This is a genomic window from Mesorhizobium sp. M1006 (genome assembly GCF_040318825.1).
In the GTDB taxonomy this organism is placed as follows: Bacteria; Pseudomonadota; Alphaproteobacteria; order Rhizobiales; family Rhizobiaceae; genus Mesorhizobium.
Genome location: NZ_JAMYMZ010000070.1, coordinates 1 through 22,681, shown reverse-complemented (window position 1 = coordinate 22,681; position 22,681 = coordinate 1). Strand labels below are relative to the sequence as shown.

The window sequence follows — 22,681 nt, the reverse complement described above, 5'->3', positions numbered from 1 at the left end:
GAGAGTTCTTCCAGCGCACCATGTCAAGGTCCGCCTCGTCGCCATTGCTCATGCTTGACAAACCTAACGATCTACCGCAACGCGCGTGCGCGTCCAGCGCCATCCCCAGTTTCCCAGATTGACTCGAAGTTGCGCAACATCATTTCCGCGACAGCGAAGGCCTGCTGCCCCTGCCGCGAAGTCAGGCGAGCGTCGATGTCAGGATAGATAAAAAATGGTAGCGAAATCCGGTCAGTCGGACCACAGTGCACAACCTGGTGCGGCGTGCTCATGAAGCGGCCGTCGCTCAGGGCCTGAAGCATGTCGCCCAGATTGACTACGAGACTGTCGGGTAGGCTCGGGACCGGCACCCAGCGTCCCTGGAACCACACCTGCAAGGAGCGGGTGGGTAGTTCCTCCTGCAGCAGCAACGTGAAGAAGCCATTGTCCGTGTGCTTGGCGGCCGTGCCGCCGGTGGATGGATACCGAATCACGCGTTGCAGGACTGTTGGGGGGGTGAAATAACGTTGAAACCAGCCCTCTTCCATTCCGAGCAGCTCGGCCAGAGCAATTCCGAGCTTCGGTACAACCTCATTGACGACAGTAGCCTGCAAAGCAAGCAGACTTCGAGCGAACCCAGGAGCCAACGTATCATCCGGAAGGCGTGTGCAACCAGCAAACGGACGCCGGTCACCTTCGTTCTCGATTCCGAGGTCGAACATTTCCTTCGGATCGGGGCCAGCCTCGGGATGTAGCACCTCGCCGTAGAGCGGACTATACCCACGGGCGGTAGCAGGGTATACATCTTGGGCGGAGTGACCGAAACGTTCCTTTGTCGATTGTGGCAACGCGAAGAAGCGCCGGGAAGTTTGAATGGCTTCTGCGATCTGTTCTTTCGGTACCCCGTGCTCAAGGTAGAAGAACCCGTACTCCTCGCAGGCCAGGCGTAGCCTCTCGCACTCTTCTTTTCGCGTTACATCGGATGCCAGTTTTACCAGTGAGATTTGCGGTAGCGTGATCATAGCTGCTCCTCCGTTGTTACGTTGGCTTTATCGGTCACCTGAAAAACCCAGTAATGCGCGCCCTCCTCCGCCAAGTATCTTGCGTCGTTTAAACACTGCGTCGTCACAAGCACGACCTCGTCCTGCAGATGCCGCACCTCATCTTCAAAGGATGTAGCCTCCGCATAGCTCTTGCGGGTGCTTGCGATGATGAATCCGTTGGGGCGCGTCACGCGAGCGAGTTCGCGCAGTGCGTCCGGTCGAACGTGCCCGAGCGTGAACGCGCCGCAGCAGACCGTGATGTCATAGGTCGCATTGGCGTGGCCGGAGAGCAGCCCGTTGAGGTCGACATCGCCTCGGACTTCGCGATAGACGCTAGTTTTCCGGGCCCGTTCGGACATATCTTCGGAGAGGTCGATCCCGTCGATCAACCGGAAGCCCAGGCGCTCCAGCTGCACGCCGACGAGGCCAGTTCCGCAACCCGCGTCCAAGACTGTGACCGCCGTTCGCTGCTTGGCGAAGTAGGCTGTCTGCACGGCAGCTGCGAGTTCCGCCACGATCATTGGTCCGCAGTACTCCTCGCGGCCGACATCAAGCTCATAGGAACTGGCCCATCCGCGATAGAAGTGGACCAGGCGACCAGCGTCGCCGTCGAGGGCATGAGATTCCTTGATGCGCTTTCTTGCGGCTTGGTCCAGTGACGTCTGGTGATCGAGGGTTTTCATTACAGTTCCTCCGTAAAAATACAGCTTCGATTAAGTACAGTCGTTGTCGGCGCAATGGGCACGACTGAGTCTTTAAGATCTTCGTAGTTGTTTCGCCGAGCATGGCTGTCCGACCATGCGGAGGCGCCCACACTCCAGGTGATCACGTCGTGAATCAGGGCTTCGCTCAGGCCCATGCCGCGTCCAAGGCTGAACGCCTCATCAAGGATCAAGCGATTCACGTGGGTGAGTTCTGCCGCCAAAGACTCCAACAACAGTATTTGAGCGTCGCTGAGCGCGACGTCCTCAAGCGGAAACACATGCTCGCGCTTCGGTTTGACCCGTCCAATGGAATCGGTGATAAATTCTTGATCTGCGGGATGCGCGGAGTCGGCCCCGTACTTAGATGGCGCGCGATATCCCGGCACTCGTAGTCGAACGCCGCAGGCCGCCTGCGCCAATTCGACGACTCGCAGATGGTTGTCGTATCGGTCGAATTTCCGTCCTGCTTCGCTATACCGCTTTTCGACGACACGCCCCATCGGCAGCCCCACGCCCAATTCGTCGGCCAGCTGAACAGTCAAGTCCATGTCCTTCACGGCAATCTCCAAAGTGCAGGAGCAGTCGCAACTGCCATCCAGGAGAAACGGGGCGAACTGTTCGATCGCGACTGAGTTCGCCTCAGAACTAACAAAATTCCGCCATGCCTGCTGCGCTGGAACGCCGGCGAGCACGCTTTTGCAGAGCGCGTCCCCGCACGCAACGGCAGCCGTGTAAAACAATAGGTTCGTCAGCAGTTTGACAGATTGGCCTTGACCGATGTCTCCAACATGAAAAGATACGGCTCCGGTGGTTTGCAATACAGCTTCGCTAGGCGCATAGGCTTCCTGTGGCCCGCCGACGAAAAAGCTAACGTTGCTAAAATCGACCCCCATGTGGGACAGGTTGCTCACGGGCGCTTCGAGCGAATACACGCCAATTGCTGCCGCCCGACGGGCGATCTCAAGCGTATTGTGGTAGTCGGTGGTGGATGCGTCGATCCACACGCTGCCCGGTGGCATTCCAGCTAAAGCGCCTTTCTCGCCCGTCATGTTGTCAAGGACGTCGCGAGGCATCGGCAGGCAAGTGATTACGATCTCGCAATCGCGGGCCGCTTCGCGCGGTGCGTCATGCCATCGGGCTCCCTTGTCCAGCACGTCTTTCGCGGCTGCGGGCTCGATATCGTAGACGGCTACTCGATAGCCGGCTTCCAGGAGCTTGGCGATCATAGGTCGCCCCATTCTGCCGGTACCAAGGAATGCAATGCGTCCAGCGTTGCGGAAAACAGCCGGGCCCCCGGCGCCTGCTTCAGCTTTTGCAGTGAGCATAGAAGTTCCATTCATGACAATTCGATAAGGTTACGTAGTTATGGATATGGTGGAACGATCATATACATCCCAATAAACGTGATGTAAAATGAAAGAAATGTGTAATCATTGTTACATGTCCCATGCGGTGTGTAATTTATAGTATTTGGCGCGACGGGATATATAGCAGGCGTCTTTGATTGGTTTGGTGAGGTCAAGCTTCTCCTGCTCTTTTTTCCGGACCATGTCGCCCTGCGAGTCACTCGCTTCTCTTCGCGGCCGCCGCATGATGGGGTCAGGAGAGCGAGGCGTCTCAATCTGTAGAGCGACCTTGGGAGGTCTGTCCCAGGGTCTAGCTGCCCACGAGATCGCCTTGCCCATCGTCCTCACGGGAACGATCCGGATTACCCTTTCGGGCGAACCACCGTGTTTCCTCTTCGGAACTCGGTCGCATCGCTCCACATGCGGTTCGTCGCCGCATCGGCTGACCTTGCCTGAATGTCCGTCTCACCAGATTGATAGCGTGCCGGGGTCAAGCCCAGATGCGCGCCCACATCCCTCGACCGGCGAAAGCGGTCTGGCTGATCGATCGTGGCACGGAAGGCGAGCGCGGTGATGGGCCCCACACTGGAACGCTCATCAGTCGCGACAGACTGCTCCTTGCGGGCGATATTGAGGACCTGCTTTGTCAGTCGTCCGAACTCGCGCAACATCGTGGCAACGATCGCCAGGAGCGGCTCGACCAGCGCAATGACGATATTGTCAGCACCAATGAGCTCGCGCACGCGATCGGCGAAGGCTGCACGGCTTGGCCTGCCAAGCTTGAGGCCGGCCTCCCGAAGAATCGACCACGTTCTCGATCGTCCGCATTTCGTTGAGGACCGTGCGTCGAGCGACCAGGAGGGAACGCCAGAGCCGACACTGCTGGCTTTCACATGCACCTGTCGGTACCAGCCGGTGCGCATGATCTGCGCTGGGGCGCGTGCGTCATTGCGATCCGTCTTGTTCGGCATCGTCTTCATCGCTGCATTGGCCCGGGTCTCGATGCAAATGGCCGGCAATCCTTCGGCGCGAATACCATCAAAAGCCAGGCCGCCAGACAGCAGGCATCGAGCCCGACGGGTTCCAGCGGCAGATCGACTTTCCGCAAGGCCTCATAAAGCGCCTGCGGCTCGCTCGCCGCGCGTAACTCTGAGAAAGGCCTCGTCGCCGTTGTGATAGGATAAGAGTTGGGCCTGGCGTCGCGCTGATTTCGTCCATCTCGTCGCGACCACCCCACGTGAAGAAGACCATCGATGAGCTGTAGCTGACATCGAGGCCGGCCTGGAGAGCGCCGAAGGATATCTCGCCGATGTTGTCCGTCCCGATGGTGATCGTGGCTGGCCCGTCGAGGTCGAGATGGTCCCGATCCCACAGATCGGCCTCGACGATGCGCCAGCGGCCGATCAGCTGTCAGCCTAGCGGGCAGTCATGTCGGCGCCGCCACGAGCTTCGGCAGCCGCGCAGATTGTAGTCAGCCGCCGCTAAGGTGAAGGCCCATCCGACACGATCACGGCCGCGGGAACCTTGTTTGTCCTGTCCGGCGACCGTCTTGATCCAACCGAACGGTTCTCCGATGCGCTTCTTGATGCGCTGGCTGGCGGCATAGCCACCGTGCCGCGTCGTGCGCCAGCGATCACTTCTCGGTCGACGGCACGCTGATCGAGGCGTGGGCGTTGATGAAGAGCGTCAGACCGAAGGACGGCTCTGACGAGTCGCCGGCTCAGGGCGGTAGACGCAACGCCGAAACGGATTTCCACGGCCAGAAGCGGTCGAACGACACGCATGCCTCGACCACCGATCCCGAAGCCAGGCTCTAACCGCAAGAGGGACGAAGCTGTGCTTCTCGCCCGACCGCTACGTTAAATGCGCTAACATGGGGATCGATACCACGCCGTCACCTCCCTGGCGTAGAACCTAGACGGGGTAACGGGCCTCTGGCGTCGCAGCGAGACTTTCGGTCGAAGCAGTCGTCCCTCACAATGAATGGTGTGAACGGCGTCTCGGTGAGTGTCGTTGATGGGCAGGACAAGACCGTGGGGCAAGCGAAGGTAGCGAGCGGGCCGGAGGCGCTGATTGCCTGGTTTTCGGCGCCCGAAGTACCGCTTGTGCGGATTTTCCTTTAGGCAGGCCCGCTGTCGCAATGGCCATTTGCTAGGCTGCAGGCGTCGTCCGGCCTGGCAGTGGAGCTTCTCGAGGCGCCACGTGCGCGACGCGTTCAAAGGCAATGCCGGTGAAGACGGATCGCAAAGATGTGCGCGGCATCGCACAGCTCACCCGGCTTGGCTGGTTCCGCCCCTGTGTTGCAAGTCACTGCCGGCACAGGAGGTCCGCGCTCTTCTGACCACGCGCAAGCTCCTGCAGTCGAAGCGGCACGATGTCGAGATGAGCATCCGCGGGTCTTGCGCGGCTTTGGCCTGAAGGTTGGCCCGACGACGCCGAAGACGTTTGAGCGGCGGGTTCGCGAACTAGTCGCCCTTCATGACGCGCTGCGGCAGATTGCCGAGGCTCTTCTCGAGACCCGAGCGGTGCTGCTGTGCGAGTTCAAGACGACGAGAAGCGTCTTGCCGGGGTGGCAAGTCGCGATGCGCAGGTGCGTAACCTGACGAGCGGGCCGGGGGGGTGGCGCTTGGTGGCGCTGACATTTTTCGGCGGCCATCGACGACCCGTCGCGGATTCGCTTGTTCCCGGATGGTGGGCGCCCAATTCGGCCTGACGCCGAGAAAGTACCAGTTTTTTGACACCGACGTCACGGGGCGGATCTTCAAGGTCGGCGAACATGGGGTGCCTGTGGTGCTCTACGAGGCGGCCAACGTCTTGCTGACGCGACCGGTGAAGGGCTCGGCCTTGAAGTCTTGGTGCGCTTGCGGTGGCGAAGCGGGCCGGTATGCGCAGGCCAAGGTTGCATTTGCGCGCAGGCTAGCGGTGGCTGCACCAGATGCTGAGCGCTTTCTCCCGACAGGCCGTGCTGCGGCAGTCGTATTTTGAAGAGTTCGACAAGAGGATAAGCATAAGGAGGAACACGGCGGGCATCGACAACGGATCCTGCCGTTACGACGTCCCTCGCGGGGACGGTGAACCCGGTTAGATTAGGCCGCTAAGACGAGAGCAGGTTGATGCGCGTCCCAAGATTGGCCAGCCGATCCCGATCAGATGCCATCAGGCCGGCGGGCCGACATCAGTGAAATGCAGTCAAAGGTGGGTACGGGCGTTAGTTCCCTGGTGTCACCGATACTAAGGTTTAATTGCTTCAATGTTAAACACATGTGATCAATAGTTAATCTTAGAAAATATTTTTTCACATACTGCTTATTGTAGAAAAAAGCAGGAATCTATATCGTTGAACAGTAGCAGTACAATCTTATTCGTGGCGTGACGTTTGCATCGAATGGATGCTTCATGCTTGCGTCAAAAGTAGTCCAAGCGAAGTGCAAAAGACTAGAGAAGCCCCGGAAAAAATGGCTTCTACCGTGATAGTCAGCGCGATGTCGATCTTGCGACGCGCACGGCGGGTTCATCGTCGCATGGAACCGCAAGAGCTATGCAGGGGTGGCGTCGTTTCAAGATGAGGTGTGGCATTTGCAGGAAGGGGGCGTGCATGTGGTGGAGTGCCTATACGATGGAGGATAGTTGGCGGAGTAGGACGCATTATTGGGTTTTTCGTATGATGCACAAGTCAAGTACAACGGAGAAGCAGTCATGATCGCGGCACCACACGTCTCATCTATGAAAACGACAGCCAAAGCCGGCCACGAGATTGTCAGCAATATCAAGCTATCTTGTCGGCGACGCCATAAGCTTAGTACCTGCAGGAGAGAGCTTCAATGATGAACCCCCGCGCCATATCGCCGATCGTGCCCGCACGATCTCTGGATGCCCGCTACTACACCGCACCGGAAATCTTCGCCAAGGAGCAGGCTGGACTGCTGGCTCGAACATGGCAATTCGCCGGGCACGTCTCCCTCCTGGAGAAGGCTGGTGATTACTTCACCTCCGAAATCGCTGGCCAGAGCTTATTCTGTATCCGCGATCGCGACGGTGAGGTGCGTACCTTCTACAACGTGTGCCAGCACCGGGCGCATGAGTTGCTGCGCGGAACGGGAAATTCAAAGCTCATCGTTTGCCCCTATCATGCCTGGTCATATGAGATCAGCGGACGACTGCTTAACGGTCCGAATATCAAGGCTGTTCCGCGTCTCGATCGCAATGATATTTGTCTGGAGCCGGTGCGAACCGAGGTTTTCTTGGGCTTTGTTTTCGTAAATTTAGATCCAGATGCGAAACCAATGGATGAATGGTTCTCGAGAGTTCGAGTGGAACTTACTGAATATGTCCCTCATATCGAACGGTTGAAACCACTGGAATGGATCGAAATTTCTGAACACTGCAACTGGAAAGTCTCTGTCGAGAACTATTCCGAGTGTTATCACTGTCAAATCAATCACGAGACCTTTTCGACCGGCGTGATCAAGCCGGAGACTTACGACATCCAGCCCCAGGGCTATTGCCTCAGGCACACAACTGAATGCCAGAATCTTGAGCGCATGAGCTACCCCATTGATCTCGCCGACAATCCCTGCGCGGGGAAGTATTCATCATGGTTCTTGTGGCCGACGTTCTCCTTCCAGGTCTATCCCGGTAACGTGCTGAACACATATCACTGGCATCCCAAGGGCGTGGACGAGGTCGTGGTATGGCGCGGGTGGTACACGATTGAGGGAGCCGACTCAGAGCTGATACGCAAGTTGGCGGCCCAAGATCGGGCGACCACCGTAGAGGAAGACATTCAGATCGTGGATTCCGTCCAGCGCGGGCTGAAATGCCGCGGCTATCGGCCGGGCCCGCTCGTCGTCGATCCTGACTGCGGCGTCAATTCCGAGCACTCGATACAAGTCCTCCAGCAGTGGATGCGCGAGGCCCTTGATGCTTAAGATTAAGGCCTATTGGCAGAACTATATTGACGGCACCTGGACCGACGGTGGCGCCGGCCGGATTGTGGTCGAAGATCCCTCCACTGGCGAAAAAGTCGCTGAGCAGGCGCTTGCCGACGCTGCTGACGTTGACCATGCACTCGACGCCGCTAAAAGGTGTCACGAAACTGGCGTGCTGACTGCAATGCGTCCGGTGGAGCGGGGCCGGATGGTCCGGGCGATGGGTGACTATCTTCTTGCCAATATCGACGTCATCGCGGAAGTGCTGTGTCATGAGGCGGGCAAGCCGCTATGGGAGGCTTGGCTCGAGATCCAGGGTGCGGCACGTTACTTCGAATATTATGGCAACCAGGCTGAAACGCTCGAGGGCCGCTCGATCCCGCTCGGTGCGAGTTATTACGACTTCACAACCTACGAACCCTATGGCGTGTCCGCCCAGCTGGTTCCGTGGAACTATCCGGTGGAGTTGGCCGCGCGCTCGTTGGCCCCGGCTTTGGCGACCGGCAATGCCTGCGTGGTGAAAACTCCAGAACTCGACCCGCTGTCCAGCGCGTACATCGCTGAGGCGGCCGAATACGCTGGCCTGCCGCGCGGCGCAGTTAACATTTTGTGCGGGCTTGGCCGCGAAGCGGGAGTGGCGCTGGTCGGCAATCGAAGCGTTAACCAGATCGTCTTCACCGGTTCCGTGCCAACCGGCATCAGTATCGCGTCGGCAGCAGCCCGAAACGTGGTCCCCTGCGTGCTGGAGCTTGGCGGCAAATCGGCCGCAATCGTCTGGGCCGACGCCAATGTCGACGCGCTCGTGTCGTCAGTGCGCTGGGGGATTTTCTTCAATGCTGGCCAAGTTTGCTCGGCCATGTCCAGACTGATCGTCCATGACGACGTTCACGATGAGGTTGTCGACCGGGTCGTTGACATGGCCCGCTCGATCTCGGTGGGACCGGGCATCGAACGACCAGACTTTGGTGCGAATATGGGAGCAATGATCTCTGCTGCTCAGCGCGATCATGCCGAAGCAATGTGCCGCGAGGCCGAGCGCCAGGGGGCCCGGGCCGTGGTTGGTGGGCGCAAACTTGACCAGCCAGGTTATTTTCTCGAGCCAACCATATTTGACCGTGTTACGCCGGAGATGAGCATCGCCCGAGAGGAGGTCTTCGGACCGGTCCTGTCCATCCTAAGAGTCAGCCAGGAGGAAGAGGCGGTGCGCATTGCGAACGGAACCACTTACGGGCTCGTAGGTGGCGTCTTTACCGCTGACGTTACCCGAGCGATGAAAATAGCCGCGCGGCTGCGCGCGGGACAGATCTTCGTCAATGAATGGTTCGCCGGAGGCGTTGAGACGCCCTTCGGCGGCTTTGATAAGTCCGGCTATGGGCGGGAAAAGGGCCGCGAGGCTTTGTGGAACTACGTGCAGACCAAGAACATCGCAATCGCACTTCAAACATAGGGGTCCCGTGTGAAGCACGCTCATTCGAGAAGGTCTTGCCGGGCGCTAGGCAAAGTCGGGGACCGAATATGTGGAGAAGAATCGCTGCAGACGGATCAACCGCTTCATCGCCCCCACCGAACCCCCAGAACCATGCCTCGTCGCCTCTTGAAAACGACGGGTGAAGGCCCCGAGACGTGTTCGCTCATGGACCCAGCCAGGATCGGGGCGCCCGGAGCGATGCCATCCATTGTCGTGGCGCGCTCAACAAAGCGTGTGCGTCGACGAAATTCGCGCCGCGATACATGTTGTCGGAATCCATTGTGGCGCGCCACAGGCGCTTGAATGCTTTCGTGTCGCCAGGAAAGATTCTTGAGGAGCGCGGCCTGCTATGAAAATTACCCGAATTTGCGTGTGGCAGCATGAGCTTCCACTGACGAAACCTTACTGGCTGTCCGGCGGCCGACTAAAATTCGAGAAACTCGATAGCACCTTCGTTCGCATCGACACGGATGCCGGTTTGTCCGGCTGGGGCGAAGGCTGCCCATGGGGCAACACCTATCTGCCTGCGCACGGACCAGGTATTCGGGCCGGTATTGCGACTCTGGCACCGGCGCTGCTCGGGCGCGACCCGCGCGCGCTCGAGGCGATCAACCGCACCATGGACACCGCGCTGCCCGGCCATCTTTATGTCAAGTCGGCTATCGACATCGCATGCTGGGACATTCTCGGCAGGGCGAGCGGCATGCCGCTGTGGCGCCTGTTTGGTGGCGAAGAGGCCGCTCCGGTCGCGGTCAATTCGTCGATCTCGACCGGCTCCAATGAGGAGATGATTGCCCTTATCCGCGAAGCCTATGCGCAGGGGTATCGGACCCATTCGGCCAAGGTCGGCGGCAGTGACCCGGCAGGAGACCTCTCTCGGATCGAGGCCATCGAAGCAGTTGTTCGAGCTGATGAGACCGTCACTTATGACGTCAATCGCGCCTGGGTGCCGGCCGTCGCGATTCAGGTCCTGAACAATGTTGACATACGCGGCTGGGTCGAGCAGCCCTGCCAGACCCTTTCGCAGTGCGCGCATGTCGCGAAACGGGTGAGCCAACCGGTCATGCTCGACGAATGCCTGCATACCTTCGAGGACCATCTGGATGCCTGGAAGCTCGGTGCTTGCGAAGGCGTCAAGGTGAAGCCAAACCGGGTCGGGGGACTCACCAAAGCCCGGCAGATCCGCGATTTCGGCGTATCGATAGGCTGGCAGATGCACATCGAAGACCTCGGCGGCTCCGCACTGGCCGATACGGCTGCCATCCACCTAGCGTCCTCCACGCCAACCGAAAACAGGCTGGCGAGCTGGCTCTGCCATCATCATCTCGCCGTCGACCCGGTTGCGGGTCAGGGTGCCAGGAACATCGACGGCTTTGCTACCCCGCCGATTGACCCCGGTCTCGGCGTCGAACCGGACGTCGAGGCCCTAGGCGAGGCAGTTACAATCTATTCCTGATCCCGAGGAGAAAGACGTGACTCAGCTGCCCTCGATGCGTGCGGTGATCCTTACCGGTCACGGCGGCCTTGATAAGCTCGACTACCGCGAAGATTGGCCCGTACCTAAGCCGGCTGCCGGCGAGGTGGTCATAAAAGTCGGAGCCTGCGGACTCAACAATACCGACATCAACAGCCGCACCGCTTGGTATTCCAAAGCCGTTCGCGACGGGATCACCCCGTCGAGCGGCAGTGCGGGCTTCGCCATGGCCGAGGCCGACGCCGGCAGCTGGGGCAGCGCGGCACTGCAGTTTCCGCGCATCCAGGGCGCTGATGTGGCCGGTCGGATCGTGTCCGTCGGCGAGGGCGTGGATACCGGCCGGATTGGCGAAAGGGTGATTATCGACCCTTGGTTGCTCGGCCCGGGTGACTGGTTCGACAACAAAAAGGCAGGCTATTTCGGCTCCGAATGCGACGGCGGATTTGCCGATTACACAAAGGTGCGTGCAGACAACGCGCTTCGCATCGACAGCCCGCTGTCCGATGCTGAGCTGGCAACCTTTCCCTGCGCCTACACGACCGCGGAGAACCTGATCTCTCGCACCTTTTTGAAGCCTGGGGAGGCCGTGGTGATCGCCGGCGGCTCGGGAGGAGTGGGATCTGCCGCGATACAGCTTTGCCGGCTGCGCGGCGCTCATGTGGTCGCGATCGCCTCGCGCTCGAAGGCGGCCCTGCTTGAGGAACTCGGCGCTGACACGGTGATCGACCGCGCATCGCCCGATATGGCCGAAGCAATTCGCGCAGCCACCGGCGGCGGTGTCGATGTCGCACTCGACGTCGTTGGGGGTAGATTTTTCGGATATCTGATCGAGGTGCTACGTCACGGAGGCCGCTATTCCAGTTCCGGCGCGATCGCCGGGCCCGTGGTCGATTTCGACCTGCGCCAGCTGATCTACAAGGACCTGCAACTCACAGGCGCGACGATCGTGCCTCCCGGCACGGCGCCACGCCTTGTTCGCCTAATCGAACAAAACCTGATTCGGCCTTTGCTGGCTGCGCAATACCCGCTGCGCGAACTCACTGCGGCGCAACAGGCATTCATGGAAAAGCGGCACGTCGGCAACATCGTGGTCACGATGACCTGACGTTTGCGACGGAACAGGAGCCTAGCAGGCTTCTCTGATTGGGGTCGGTGAGGTCAAGCTTCCTGTCTTTTCCGGACGATGTCGCCCCGTGGGTCACTCGCTTCTCTTCGCGGTCGGCGCCGGGCCGCCGCATGATGGGGTCAGGAGGGCGAGGCGTCTCAATCTGTTGAGCGACCTTGGGAGAATCTATCCAGGATCTAGCCTGCCAACGAGATCGCCTTGCCCATCGTCCCCACGGGAACGATCCGGATCACCCTCTCGGGTAAATCACTGTCTGTATGTTCCTCTTCGTTTATCTGTTGTCCTATTTCATGCCGACGCGGGGCCGCCGACTTCCTTGCCAAAGCGGAACGCGGTTGCATCGCTCCACATGCGATGCAGGATGACGGCGAGCTTGCGGGCAACCGACGTTTGGCGACATTCATGCCCCATGCCCTGAGGCTCGACCATTTCTTGCTGAGACCAAGCAGCGAATGCGCCGCCTCATAGAGGGCCGTGCGGGCGAGTTCGTCGCCGCATCGGCTGACCTTGCCCTGAATGTCCTCTGTGGGTGGCTCCCGCGATGCAAAAGGTAAATCGACGTTATGGCGCGTTGGTCGGGTGCAGTCTTCTGTCCGGCCTGTTGATGCAGCCATTCGAGACTGCTGGCCCTGATGGGGTCGGCGAACTGGGTCCCAATCTGCTTATCAGGCTATGATGCCTCGGACATTCGACGGGTTGTCCCTGTTCCCGGCCTGACCGGTCTCGCCATCACATCGCGAGGCATCCCGCACACCACGACCAGAGCGAGGCGGTAAACAGACTCATCCGGCACTTTGCTCGCGCGTAGCGAAGTATGCCAGTCGCGCCAAGGGCCGGATGTAGCAGTTGCCCTGCTTTGACATCCGGCCCATGGCGCTCTTTGCCGCCACTCGAGTTCTGCCGAGGGGGAGGCTCAGCCAGCTGAGCTCGCGACCGGAACCGTCGATGCGCGCGAGCACGTCGGCCAGCCAGGCCAGTCCAAGCCGATGATTACACGGCGGGCCGCGGGGGCGGTTTTGCCGCGCTTTGCAAACTTCTGGGCGGCGTACACTGCGTAGTCATCGGTTTGGAACCTGCGATGCTCTATGTGAGAGTCGTCCATGAGCAACTAACTAGATCGCTACACCATCAACCGCCGTCAGAAAACGTCATGGAAAATCCATCATGAGCGCCCAAACGCTGCGATTTGAATTGAATACAGAACGCGGCTTGAAAAGGCTCGAAATGCAATGGAAATGGCAGGCGTCGACTTGCTGGTCGTTACGGATCCCTCCAACATGGCTTGGCTTACCGGCTACGATGGCGATGCGTTTTACGTTCCCCAATGCGTGGTTGTAACCAAGGACAAAGATCCCCTCTGGTTCGGTCGCGGCATGGATGCTAACGGTTGTCGACGGACCGCGTATATCGGCGAGGATCGGATCAGGTGGTACGAAGACCATTACGTCCAGTCCGATACAGTACATCCTATGACGGTTCTTGGTCAGGTCATCGCTGACGAAGGGTACGGCTCGGCGATTGTCGGTGTTGAAAAGACAACTACTATCTTTCCGCCGCAGCTTTCGAGGCCTTTTCAGCGTCGTTGCCTAACGCAAAGTTCAAACGAGCTGATCGAGTGATCAATTGGCAACGTATTGTAAAATCCCCACAAGAAATTGAATACATGCGCGGCGCTGGTAAGATCGTTGATTCGATGTTTCAGCGCATCTCCGAAGTGCTGCGGCCTGGGAGAAAGCAGTCAGATGTAGTTGCCGAGCTTACCCATGCTGGCACGCGGGGCGTGGGACCATATTGGGGAGACTATCCGGCCGCCGTGCCAAGTATCGGCGCCGGCGCCGATGCTTCGGCTCCTCACCTCACGTGGAGCGACAGCCCGATCCGACCCGACGAGAGCATCTTCTTTGAGCTTGCTGGTGCTCATAAGCGGTACCACTGCGCGCTGGCCCGGACTTATTACCTTGGAAAACCTACTCAAAAGAAACTGGAGGCTGAGAAGGCAGTTCTTGACGGAATACAGGCTGGCCTCGAAAGGGCCGTGCCCGGGAATTGCTGCGAGGACATCTATATGGCTTACGTTGCTGCGTTGGCTCGCTACGGCTTGGTCAAGACTGGCCGTGCTGGCTATTCGATAGGCCTCGGCTATCCGCCATTGTGGGGCGAAAATTCAGCAAGCTTTGGGGAGGGTGACAAAACGGAGTTGCGTCCCGGCATGACATTCCACTTCATGACTGGACTGTGATACGGAGACTGGAGAATCGAAATGCTTGTCTAGCGTTCCCCGTAAGCTGCTAGTGATTGACTGACATCTCTCTGCAGTTCTCTAACCGCCTTGATGCACAGCGATGAGTTTTCGGCGGCCTGAAGCGGCGATCTGTTCGCCGTTGCAGTGCCTTGTACCAACCCTGTTCGAGCGCCGGCGGTGAGCCGTCGTGATGGAAGGCGGGGGTTTGCGGGTTGCGGTCGGCGGGTTTGTTTTTCGGGGCGTGGGCGCCCCGTCGGATATGTCACGAGCCGCGGGATGCGATCGAGGACGATGCGCAGGATGCGCGCTGGTGGGGGCAGGATGTCGGCAGATGCAAGCGGATTTGCGTCTTCATCTCGACCACCCGCGCGGCGATCTTGATGAGGCGCAAACGCAGCGTGTCGAATGGGCGACGGCAAAGCTTGAGCGCTTCGGCATCGCGGCGCGCAGGCCCAACATCATCCAGTAGGCGCCGGCATGCAGGAACAACCGGAACTGGGCGCGCGTGGGCGCGGCGGGCTCCATAATGGCGATGCGTGAAGGTCAGGCGGCCTGCTGATCGGCGGCCTTGTCGGCTTCGCCCAGGCGCGAGGTGGGAAGATCGGCAATGCGGGCGGACATCGGCGAGCCAGGCTTACGGGTCGACGTCGTTGAGGCGTGCCGTGGTGATGAGGGTAAGCATAACGGCGGCGCGGTCGGCGCCGCGCTGGGAACCGGCGAAGGTCCAGTTGCGGTCTCGAAGCCAATCATATGCTCAGGCGCTGGGCCGACTTCGCCCGCTTCATCGACGCCTTCCCAGAGCAATGCCACGCAGCGCTCTTTCGGCCGCGTTGTTGCTGAGGCAGATTCTGCCGTAGGCGCCGCCGTAGATCGGGTTCTCGATCATCCGGTGGATGGTCGCATAATTGGCCGACGCCAGACCACGTCACCGTTGTTGCGCTTGGCTGGCAAGTCCAGCCCATGCTCGAGGAACCAGAGCAGGGCCTGCCGGGCGCTGCCGAGTTCGGCCACCTTGTCGAAGACGAGAATGATGGCGTCCTGGACACGGCGATCGGGATCCTTCTCAAGCCTGTCGCCGACCTTCACGAAGCCGACCGGGGCCGTGACAATGAGCTCGCCGCGCCGAAGGCCAGTTCCGCGTCGCGCGTAGCCGAGTTTCGAGTCAGGCTCTTGCGTTCGACCTCGAAAAGCCCGGCATGAGCAAAGGGCATCTTCCTGCGGTTTGGGGCGTGCCGACGGAAGTTCTGATCGATTTGCAAAGGCGCTGGTTGAGCATCACGACGCAGTGACGCGCGAGGTAAGATTCAACGTGTCGCGCGAGATCGCCCGGCGCGACGAGCGGCGCATCTCCATGTCAAGCAAGATCGCCCAGTTCCCCTTCGTGCGCGAACTGGACGGCTTCGACTTCGACGCCCAGGCATCGCTCGATCAGGGGCAGATCAGGGAACTCGCCACCTGCCGCTGGATTGCGCACGGCGACACGCTTTTGTTCCTCGGCCCACCCGGCACGGGCAAGACCCATCTGGCCGTGGCCCTCGGCCGCGAGGCAATCCGCCAGAATTACAATGTGCAGTTCATCACCGCTGCTACGTTGGTGGCGACGCTGGCCGAGGCCCACAGCGACGGCTCGCTCGACAAGCAGTTGGCGATCCTGTCGCGGCCGAAACTGCTCATCATCGACGAATCTGCCCTTCGAGGCCAATGCCGCCCACCTGTTCTTCCAACTCGTGTCACGGCGCTACGAAAAGGGATCGATCCTGATCACCTCCAACCGCTCCGCGGGCGAATGGGGAAGTGTTTTTGGCGAGCCCGTTGTGGCCACGGCGATCCTGGACCGCCTGCTTCACCACTCTACGGTGATCACCGTCCGCGGCGACAGCTACCGTCTCCGCGAAAAGCGTCGGTCCGGCCTTCTGCAGAAGACCGGACCGACCCTTGAACCCAACGAAACAGCAGACCAGTGAAGGGGGCGCATTGCCTCAAGCAAAATGTTACCAATAGTGTCGCTGTTCCGAATGGGATGGTCAGGTGTTGTCATCCCGATTCGGAGGATGAATGGCAAGGCGGATCAGCATGGCGACACGGTCGGAATTGGTGGAAGCAATTGTCGGGCGGTATCGATCGGGGAGCCGAAGCGATAAGCGCCTCATCCTCGATGAGTTCGTCGAGGAAACTTCTAACGCCCGGGTCGAGGAGGACTGCCGTGACTTGGGCGATCGAGAACAAGGCTATTCGCAGCGTCGCGCCTGCGGGCTCGTCGGCATGGAGCCGCGGGTCTACCGCTACCGTCCGTCCCGACCGGATGATAACGGTTTGCGCAAGCGGCTGCGAGAACTGGCCGGCGAACGCCGGCGCTTCGGCTACCGTCGGCTGGAAGCGCGAAGGTGTGGCGGTGAACTGGAAGAAGCTCTATCGCCTTTATCGCGAGGGGCGGCTGACGGTACGCAAGCGCGGCGGTCGCAAGCGGGCCTTGGGCACCAGGGCGCCGCTGGCGATACCGCAGGACGCCAACCAGCGCTGGAGCCTCCACTTCGTCTCCGACACGCTGACCGATGGTCGCCGCTTCCGGATCCTGTGCGTCATCGACGACTTCAGCCGGGAGTGTCTGGCCACGGTCGTCGACAACTCGATCTCGGGTGAGCGTGTCGCCCGCGAACTCGAAATCATCGCCGGGCATCGCGGCTACCCCTGCATGATCGTGTCGGACAACGGCACCGAGTTGACCTCGAACGCCATTTTGGCTTGGCAGGAGGATCGGCATGTCGAATGGCACTACATCGCACCGGGCAAGCCGATGCAGAATGGCTTCGTGGAAAGCTTCAATGGTCGGCTACGCGATGAGTGCCTCAACGAACGGCTCTTCACCAGCTATCGGCACGCCCCCAACACCATCGAAGAATGGAGGATCGACTACAATGAGAATCGCCACACACGAGCCTCGACGGGCGCACCCCGCTTGAATATGCAACCCGATCCGTCAAGGATCACAACGTGAACAGGGCTAACTCATAAACGGGGATATTCAGGGGAGCACGTCAACTTAAGAGGTACTCTGACGCTGTCCCAGACCCAGTGGCACGCTGGGTTCCACGGGACAGCGGTCGTCGGCCGTGAAGAATTCGGAAGCCACTGATATTTCGTAGATAACGGCTGCGGTGTTGACTTCGAGATTGCAGGAAACGGCCTATTTGGGGGTCGTTTCCTTGCAATTCCAGTTTGTGGTTTTCCTGCCCGGCGAAGCGTGATTCACTGCCCTCATCGCGGTGAATCGGAGAGCCAGGGGATGGGCAAACCACGCGAGCGGCGCGAGAGGGGAGAACAGGATCTGTTCCGCGCCCGCCTTGATCAGATTCTCAACATGAAGCACGAACTGGTGCGGTTGACGCAGGCCATCGACTGGTCGGTGCTGGAAGAGCGTTTCGGCGCGGTCTATTCCGACGGACCGGGCATGCCGCCCTTGCCGACGCGGCTGATGGCCGGGCTGGCGATCCTCAAGCACACCTTGGACCTGTCGGATGAGGCGCTGTGCGAGCGCTGGATCGAGAACCCCTATTTCCAATACCTGTGCGGCGAGGAGTTCTTCCAACATGACTGCCATTCGACGCTCGTCGATGACGCGCTGGCGTCAGCGCATGGGCGAGGAGCGGATCACGGCCCTGCTGAAGGAAAGCCTGGCGGTGGCGGTGAAGACCGGAGCGATGAAGCCGCAGGACACGCGGCGGGTCATCGTCGATACAACGGTGCAGCCCAAGAATGTGATGTTCCCGACCGACGCCAAGCTCATCCATCGCGCCCGCGAGCGGCTGGTGCGGCTGGCGAAAAGAGTGGGGCTCGACCTGCGCCAGAGCTATGTCCGGGTCGGTAAGCTGGCGCTGATCAATCAGCGCTATGCGCACGCCAAGCAGTTCAAGAGGGCCGGCAAGGCCTTGCGCAAACTGAAGACCTATCTCGGGCGGATCATCCGCGACATCAAGCGCCAGATCGCCGACGATGCGGAGCTGGACACGATCTTCAAGTGGCCGCTCTACCAGGCCTCGACCGTTCTCGAACAGAGGCAGCGTCAGCGCGGGCCGCAAGATCTACAGCTTGCACGCCCATGAGGTCGAGTGCATCGGCAAGGGGAAGGCGCACGCGCCCTACGAATTCGGCGTCAAAGTCTCCATCGCCACCACGCTGAAGCGCTCGAAGGGCGGCCAGTTTGCCCTACTCGCCATGGCCCTTCCCGGCAACCCCTATGACGGGCACACGCTGGGAACGGTCATTCCCGCGATGGAAGACACCATCGGCGCCGAGATCGAGCGCATCCTCGCCGACGCCGGCTACCGCGGCCACAACGCGCCGCAAAGTCATAGGTTTAGGGTCTTCACTGCAGGCCAGAAGCGTCGCGTGACGCCGGCCATCAAACGCCAGATGCGACGACGATCCGCGGTCGAGCCGGTGATCGGCCATATCAAAAGCGAACACAGGATGGGCCGCAATTACTTCGCCCACGGGCGACGCGATCAACGCCATCCTGGCCGCCGCGGGCTACAACTTCTCCCTCCTGCTCAGGTGGCTGAAGGCGCTTTTGTCGCTCTTGATCGCTGTGCTTCAACCCCGGGAAAAACAGGTCGCCGCTTAGGACCGGATTGTTCACGGTCGACGCTGTCGCTTGTGTGACCTCACAAACTAAGATCGGGCCGAGCGATCCTGCCTGGGGCAGGTCGTCCATCACATCAGGCCATTGCAAGTCTCAGCGTCCATCTCACGTCTAGATGGTAGGTATATGCAAACAGTATTTGACCTAACGTCCAATAATTGAAATTTCGTACCACTCGGCCAAAATTCATGCGACTTAAGCAGCCAAGCTTAGACCGTCGAAGTTGATGAGGAGGTTTGGGGCTTATGTTCGGGGAAGCTGCACCGACGAATTTCTCTGCCCGAGCTTCTGTCAACATATCGTGGCTACGCTAGCCGACATTATGCTTTCAATGCCCAAATAGGTATGGACGAAGCATTTTCAATCGTTGGGAATAAAACCTGAATAAAACCTAATGCTGACGATGTTGAAAAATCGCCGGACTGAGACCGAAAATGATGAATGAACAGCGCTGTGTGTCGCCAAGGCGCCAACGTCCTACGCGTGTTTCCCGAAGTGATGGCTGTGCCCAAGTCGAGCCCCCTGAAGGATGGATGAATTGGAAGAATCAGTGGATAGCTTAAGCGCTGAGCGACGGATCATTCGTGGATTTCAGGTGGCCGGCAGCGTCGCCCCAAAGTTCCGAGACAGTGACCATAAGAACGGTGCACAATCTGCGTATCCCGATGCGCGATGGGGTCGAGTTGGCTGCTGACTTGATCTGTGCGGACGGAGCGCTTGGAGGTACTTCGCCTGCGATTCTGATCAGAACGCCATATGACAAGACAAAACAGCGCTCTTGGAGTGCGGAGTTCTAGCGGAAACTTGTTGAGAACGGCTACGTCGTCGTCGTAGTCGATGTTCGAGGCCGCTTCAACTCCGGCGGGAAATTCAAGCCGTACTTCAACGAGGCCATCGACGGCTACGATACCATCGAATGGATCGCTCGACAGGAGTGGTGCGATGGAAATGTGGGCATGCATGGTACGTCGTATGTCGGTCAAACGCAGTGGTACGCCGCATGTGAGGCACCACCACATCTGCGCGCCATAGTTCCTATCGTCTCGCCGCCGGGGTCGCTGTGGCGGAATGAGCCAATCTTCAATGGTGCGCTGCTCATATCATTCGGAGAATGGGCTGTCGGTATGGGAGATCGCAGCTGGCAAGTCACCGACTTCAGTGAGATATGGTCGCAACAGCAGGAGTATTTCGAGGCCATCCCTTCCAGCTGCCTTCCGGAGATGGCCGGAGCATCAATAGACTGGTGGCGGGAGTGGCTTGAACATCCAACTTATGACAGCTTCTGGGCCGCCGGCTCCTACGAACGCTATGAACGAATGGCCGTTCCAGCGCTTAGCATTACGGGTTGGTGGGACATGAACTTTCCCGGCTCTCCACTTAATTTTGAGCGAATGCGCGATCAAGGACTCACCGAGAGTGCTAGGCGCGGACAACGATTGGTCATCGGGCCATGGGCACACCGAGTAAACAAGACGGCCACGCTGTCAGGAGTTGATTTTGGCCCGTCAGCTGTGGTGAGCCTCGATGACTACATCCTGCAGTTCTACGATCATTGGCTCAAAGGCAAACAGAATCAATTGAGCCAGGAGCCATCAGTAAGGGTGTTTGTTGCGGGCGCCAACGAGTGGTGGGCGATGGACGATTGGCCACTCGTAACCACTGAGTACACGCCCTTGTACCTCCGAGCCACGCAGAATGATGATTCTCTGAGCGACGGACAGCTTTCGTGGAGCCCTCCAACGAGCGCCGAGGAAGCAGATTCCTACGTTTACGACCCTCGTGAATCGCCTCGCATGCTGTGGCGCTTGGAAGCAGGGCCCGTGGATGACCGAGCGATTCGAGGATGCGAGGGCGTCCTGTGTTATACGAGTGAAGTGCTCGCGGCTCCGTTGGATGTTGTCGGTTGGGTGACTATGAGACTGTATGCGTCATCATCGGCACGGGATACAGACTGGCATGTCCGTCTTGTTGACCTCTATCCCGATGGTTCGGCTAGGTTCCTGACTCGTGGCGTCCTGCGTGCCCGATTTCGCGAGTCCCTCGCTAGCCCTCGCCTCCTAGAGCCGCACGAGCCAACCCTCTTCGAGTTCTCAATGGACGCAACCGGCAATCGGTTCCTTCCAGGCCACCGAATAGGTATCGAAGTCATGAGTTCGTGGTTCACGCAGTACGATCGCAATCTGAATGGTGGGACTGCAAACCCATTCCAGGAGACTGAGCCGACAGTTGCGCACCAGCGCGTCTTTCACCAGCCAGGGCTTGAATCCTGTGTGATCCTGCCCGTAATCCCGTCACAAAAAATTGACCAATAGCGCATAGTAACGGCAGTGCCGCGGGCCAGTATGGTGATGCGCGGATCAGATCCAAATCAGCAAAGCGAGCTCGCCTAGGTTCTCTACTTGACTCTGGTTTTCCTGACCGGATGTGTGCGTCAAGTTCTGCAAAAAAAGGGGCGGCCATGGTAGTGGTCATGCGGCTTGGCGCAGAGCGAGCTTCTTGTGCTCGCGCACATCATCCATGTTGATGTAGCGGTTGGCCTCCATCCAAATTTCGTTGCTTTCGACAGCCAGCGCCCTGACCATGCGCAGCCAGCTTTGGGCGTTGGGAAAGATGCGCACGACATATGTGCGCCGGCGATTTCCTCGTTGAGACGTTCGAGCATGTTGGTGGACTTCAGGTGCTTGGGTGCTTGTGGTGCTGGCGCGGCAGGTAAAAGAAGGTCAGCGTGCGCTCGATGGTCTCCTTCACCCATGTCGTCAGCCGCGGATAGCGCTCCGACCATTTGGCAAGCCATGCGGCGAGAACGGCCTTGGCCTCGGCGAGATCGCGCCGGTCGTACAGCCAACGCAGCTCCTGCAGGCAGTCGTCGCCATGTTTCCTCGGCAGATGATCGAGCCGTAAGCGGTTAGCTGATGGCGTCTGGCTTGAAGTTCCAGGGGATGAGCATGTCGATTTCGGCTGCGGACCAGCGTTAAGCGATGCGGGTCAAGGCGCATTCCTCGTCTGAATTCCTCCTGAATAGTAAGTCGTTGCCTCATCTGATCTGCTCCCGGCGATGGTGTGGCAGGAGCAGATCAGATGAGGCGTGTAAGCATGGCGACTCGCGATGAATTGGTGGGTGCGGTAAGGCAGCGCTATATTGAAGGCTGCATGCCGAAAAGGCGCGGATTCTGGATGAGTTTGTTGCCGTGAGTGGCTTTCACCGCAAGCACGCAAAGCGGCTGCTTCGCAACGGTTCGCCGGCGGCTCGTTCGGGGCCTCGGCTCGAACGTCGTATTTACGATGGTGCCGCCGTGAAGCGTTGGTCGTGCTCTGGGAGGCTTCGGACCGCATCTGCGGCAAGCGTCTGAAGACGCTGATTCCGATTCTGGTGGAGGCGATGGAGCGTCATGGGCATCTTCATCTAACAGCAGAGATCCACACCCGGTTATTGGCGATAAGCGCGGCCACGATTGATCGCGCTCTTCGCGAGGTTCGAGACATCGCTGGTGGGCAGCGTGTTCCTGAACGAGACGATACGCGATTACTGTCTGGATGCCGCCATCGAGTTCACCCGCTGCCGTCCTTAACGCAAGAACGATCCGTCGCCTGGTCGGCTATGGCAGGTTCGTGGTTGCGGAAGCCACGGTGGCGCTTGTTCGTCTCTATGACGCAGTGCGGCTGCACGGCAATCTCTTTCAGCCCTCGTTCAAGCTGCGAGAGAAGACCCGTATCGGCGCGCGTGTGATCAAG

General features: G+C 59.4%; 9 protein-coding genes and 13 pseudogenes. 12 read left to right on the top strand and 10 right to left on the bottom strand.

The features are described 5' to 3' along the window. Positions 1-71: 71 nt before the first annotated feature. The 5 genes and pseudogenes from NKH60_RS32230 to NKH60_RS32210 all read right to left on the bottom strand — a co-directional run. On the bottom strand, positions 72-1,001 hold the full coding sequence (locus NKH60_RS32230) for a 2-oxoglutarate and iron-dependent oxygenase domain-containing protein (protein ID WP_352874715.1): 930 nt from the start codon (positions 999-1,001) through the stop codon (positions 72-74). Further along, complete coding sequence (locus tag NKH60_RS32225; RefSeq protein ID WP_352874714.1) at positions 998-1,705, bottom strand: class I SAM-dependent DNA methyltransferase; 708 nt, start codon at positions 1,703-1,705, stop codon at positions 998-1,000. Before NKH60_RS32225 ends, NKH60_RS32230 begins: the two co-directional genes overlap by 4 nt. After that, positions 1,705-3,051 carry an NAD(P)-dependent oxidoreductase gene (locus NKH60_RS32220; RefSeq protein ID WP_352874713.1) on the bottom strand — a complete coding sequence of 449 codons (1,347 nt, stop codon included), beginning with the start codon at positions 3,049-3,051 and terminating at the stop codon, positions 1,705-1,707. The genes NKH60_RS32225 and NKH60_RS32220 overlap by 1 nt, the downstream gene beginning before the upstream one ends. Before the next feature lie 447 nt (positions 3,052-3,498). After that, a pseudogene (locus NKH60_RS32215) lies at positions 3,499-4,222 on the bottom strand (transposase); the annotation flags it as partial. Between the two features lie 276 nt (positions 4,223-4,498). After that, a pseudogene (locus NKH60_RS32210) lies at positions 4,499-4,698 on the bottom strand (IS5/IS1182 family transposase); the annotation flags it as partial. On the opposite strand from NKH60_RS32210, the pseudogene NKH60_RS32205 reads away from it, so the two are divergent. The 6 genes and pseudogenes from NKH60_RS32205 to NKH60_RS32180 all read left to right on the top strand — a co-directional run. After that, positions 4,698-4,886: pseudogene (locus NKH60_RS32205) on the top strand (IS5/IS1182 family transposase); the annotation flags it as partial. The pseudogenes NKH60_RS32210 and NKH60_RS32205 overlap by 1 nt on opposite strands. 874 nt (positions 4,887-5,760) lie before the next feature. Beyond that, positions 5,761-6,057, top strand: a complete 297-nt coding sequence (locus tag NKH60_RS32200; protein ID WP_352874712.1) for a hypothetical protein — start codon at positions 5,761-5,763, stop codon at positions 6,055-6,057. An 836-nt stretch (positions 6,058-6,893) separates the two neighbouring features. Beyond that, on the top strand, positions 6,894-8,000 hold the full coding sequence (locus NKH60_RS32195) for an aromatic ring-hydroxylating oxygenase subunit alpha (protein ID WP_352874711.1): 1,107 nt from the start codon (positions 6,894-6,896) through the stop codon (positions 7,998-8,000). Beyond that, entirely contained in the window at positions 7,993-9,447 is a 1,455-nt protein-coding gene (locus NKH60_RS32190; protein ID WP_352874709.1) for an aldehyde dehydrogenase family protein, read from the top strand. The genes NKH60_RS32195 and NKH60_RS32190 overlap by 8 nt, the downstream gene beginning before the upstream one ends. A 370-nt stretch (positions 9,448-9,817) precedes the next feature. Further along, complete coding sequence (locus NKH60_RS32185; protein WP_352874708.1) at positions 9,818-10,924, top strand: mandelate racemase/muconate lactonizing enzyme family protein; 1,107 nt, start codon at positions 9,818-9,820, stop codon at positions 10,922-10,924. Positions 10,925-10,958: 34 nt separating this feature from the next. Beyond that, entirely contained in the window at positions 10,959-12,047 is a 1,089-nt protein-coding gene (locus tag NKH60_RS32180; protein ID WP_352874707.1) for an alcohol dehydrogenase family protein, read from the top strand. Positions 12,048-12,356: 309 nt separating this feature from the next. On the opposite strand, the pseudogene NKH60_RS32175 reads toward NKH60_RS32180, so the two are convergent. Further along, a pseudogene (locus NKH60_RS32175) lies at positions 12,357-12,589 on the bottom strand (IS110 family transposase); the annotation flags it as partial. A 708-nt stretch (positions 12,590-13,297) separates the two neighbouring features. Here NKH60_RS32175 and NKH60_RS32170 point away from each other — a divergent pair. Beyond that, positions 13,298-14,371, top strand: a pseudogene (locus NKH60_RS32170) (M24 family metallopeptidase). 202 nt (positions 14,372-14,573) lie between these two features. Here the strand turns inward: NKH60_RS32170 and NKH60_RS32165 are convergent. The 3 genes and pseudogenes from NKH60_RS32165 to NKH60_RS32155 all read right to left on the bottom strand — a co-directional run. Next, a pseudogene (locus tag NKH60_RS32165) lies at positions 14,574-14,817 on the bottom strand (transposase); the annotation flags it as partial. 36 nt (positions 14,818-14,853) lie between these two features. Further along, a pseudogene (locus tag NKH60_RS32160) lies at positions 14,854-15,163 on the bottom strand (transposase domain-containing protein); the annotation flags it as partial. Between the two features lie 29 nt (positions 15,164-15,192). Beyond that, positions 15,193-15,396, bottom strand: a complete 204-nt coding sequence (locus NKH60_RS32155) for a hypothetical protein (protein ID WP_352874706.1) — start codon at positions 15,394-15,396, stop codon at positions 15,193-15,195. Positions 15,397-15,613: 217 nt separating this feature from the next. Here NKH60_RS32155 and istB point away from each other — a divergent pair. The 4 pseudogenes from istB to NKH60_RS32135 all read left to right on the top strand — a co-directional run. Continuing rightward, positions 15,614-16,274: pseudogene (istB, locus tag NKH60_RS32150) on the top strand (IS21-like element helper ATPase IstB); the annotation flags it as partial. 203 nt (positions 16,275-16,477) lie between these two features. Beyond that, positions 16,478-17,322: pseudogene (locus tag NKH60_RS32145) on the top strand (IS3 family transposase); the annotation flags it as partial. Between the two features lie 271 nt (positions 17,323-17,593). Further along, positions 17,594-18,931, top strand: a pseudogene (locus NKH60_RS32140) (IS5 family transposase). An 878-nt stretch (positions 18,932-19,809) separates the two neighbouring features. After that, positions 19,810-21,261 (top strand): annotated as a pseudogene (locus NKH60_RS32135) (CocE/NonD family hydrolase); the annotation flags it as partial. Between the two features lie 156 nt (positions 21,262-21,417). Here NKH60_RS32135 and NKH60_RS32130 read toward each other — a convergent pair. Next, positions 21,418-21,853, bottom strand: a pseudogene (locus NKH60_RS32130) (transposase); the annotation flags it as partial. A 174-nt stretch (positions 21,854-22,027) separates the two neighbouring features. On the opposite strand from NKH60_RS32130, the pseudogene NKH60_RS32125 reads away from it, so the two are divergent. Then, positions 22,028-22,681, top strand: a pseudogene (locus NKH60_RS32125) (ISNCY family transposase); the annotation flags it as partial.

Excerpts from the sequence above, each read along its gene's own strand:
- NKH60_RS32185 (WP_352874708.1), top strand. The coding sequence starts at position 9,818 with ATGAAAATTACCCGAATTTGCGTGTGGCAGCATGAGCTTCCACTGACG.
- NKH60_RS32195 (WP_352874711.1), top strand. The coding sequence starts at position 6,894 with ATGATGAACCCCCGCGCCATATCGCCGATCGTGCCCGCACGATCTCTG.
- NKH60_RS32220 (WP_352874713.1), bottom strand. The coding sequence starts at position 3,051 with ATGCTCACTGCAAAAGCTGAAGCAGGCGCCGGGGGCCCGGCTGTTTTC.
- NKH60_RS32230 (WP_352874715.1), bottom strand. The coding sequence starts at position 1,001 with ATGATCACGCTACCGCAAATCTCACTGGTAAAACTGGCATCCGATGTA.
- NKH60_RS32180 (WP_352874707.1), top strand. The coding sequence starts at position 10,959 with ATGCGTGCGGTGATCCTTACCGGTCACGGCGGCCTTGATAAGCTCGAC.
- NKH60_RS32190 (WP_352874709.1), top strand. The coding sequence starts at position 7,993 with ATGCTTAAGATTAAGGCCTATTGGCAGAACTATATTGACGGCACCTGG.
- NKH60_RS32200 (WP_352874712.1), top strand. The coding sequence starts at position 5,761 with ATGGTGGGCGCCCAATTCGGCCTGACGCCGAGAAAGTACCAGTTTTTT.
- NKH60_RS32225 (WP_352874714.1), bottom strand. The coding sequence starts at position 1,705 with ATGAAAACCCTCGATCACCAGACGTCACTGGACCAAGCCGCAAGAAAG.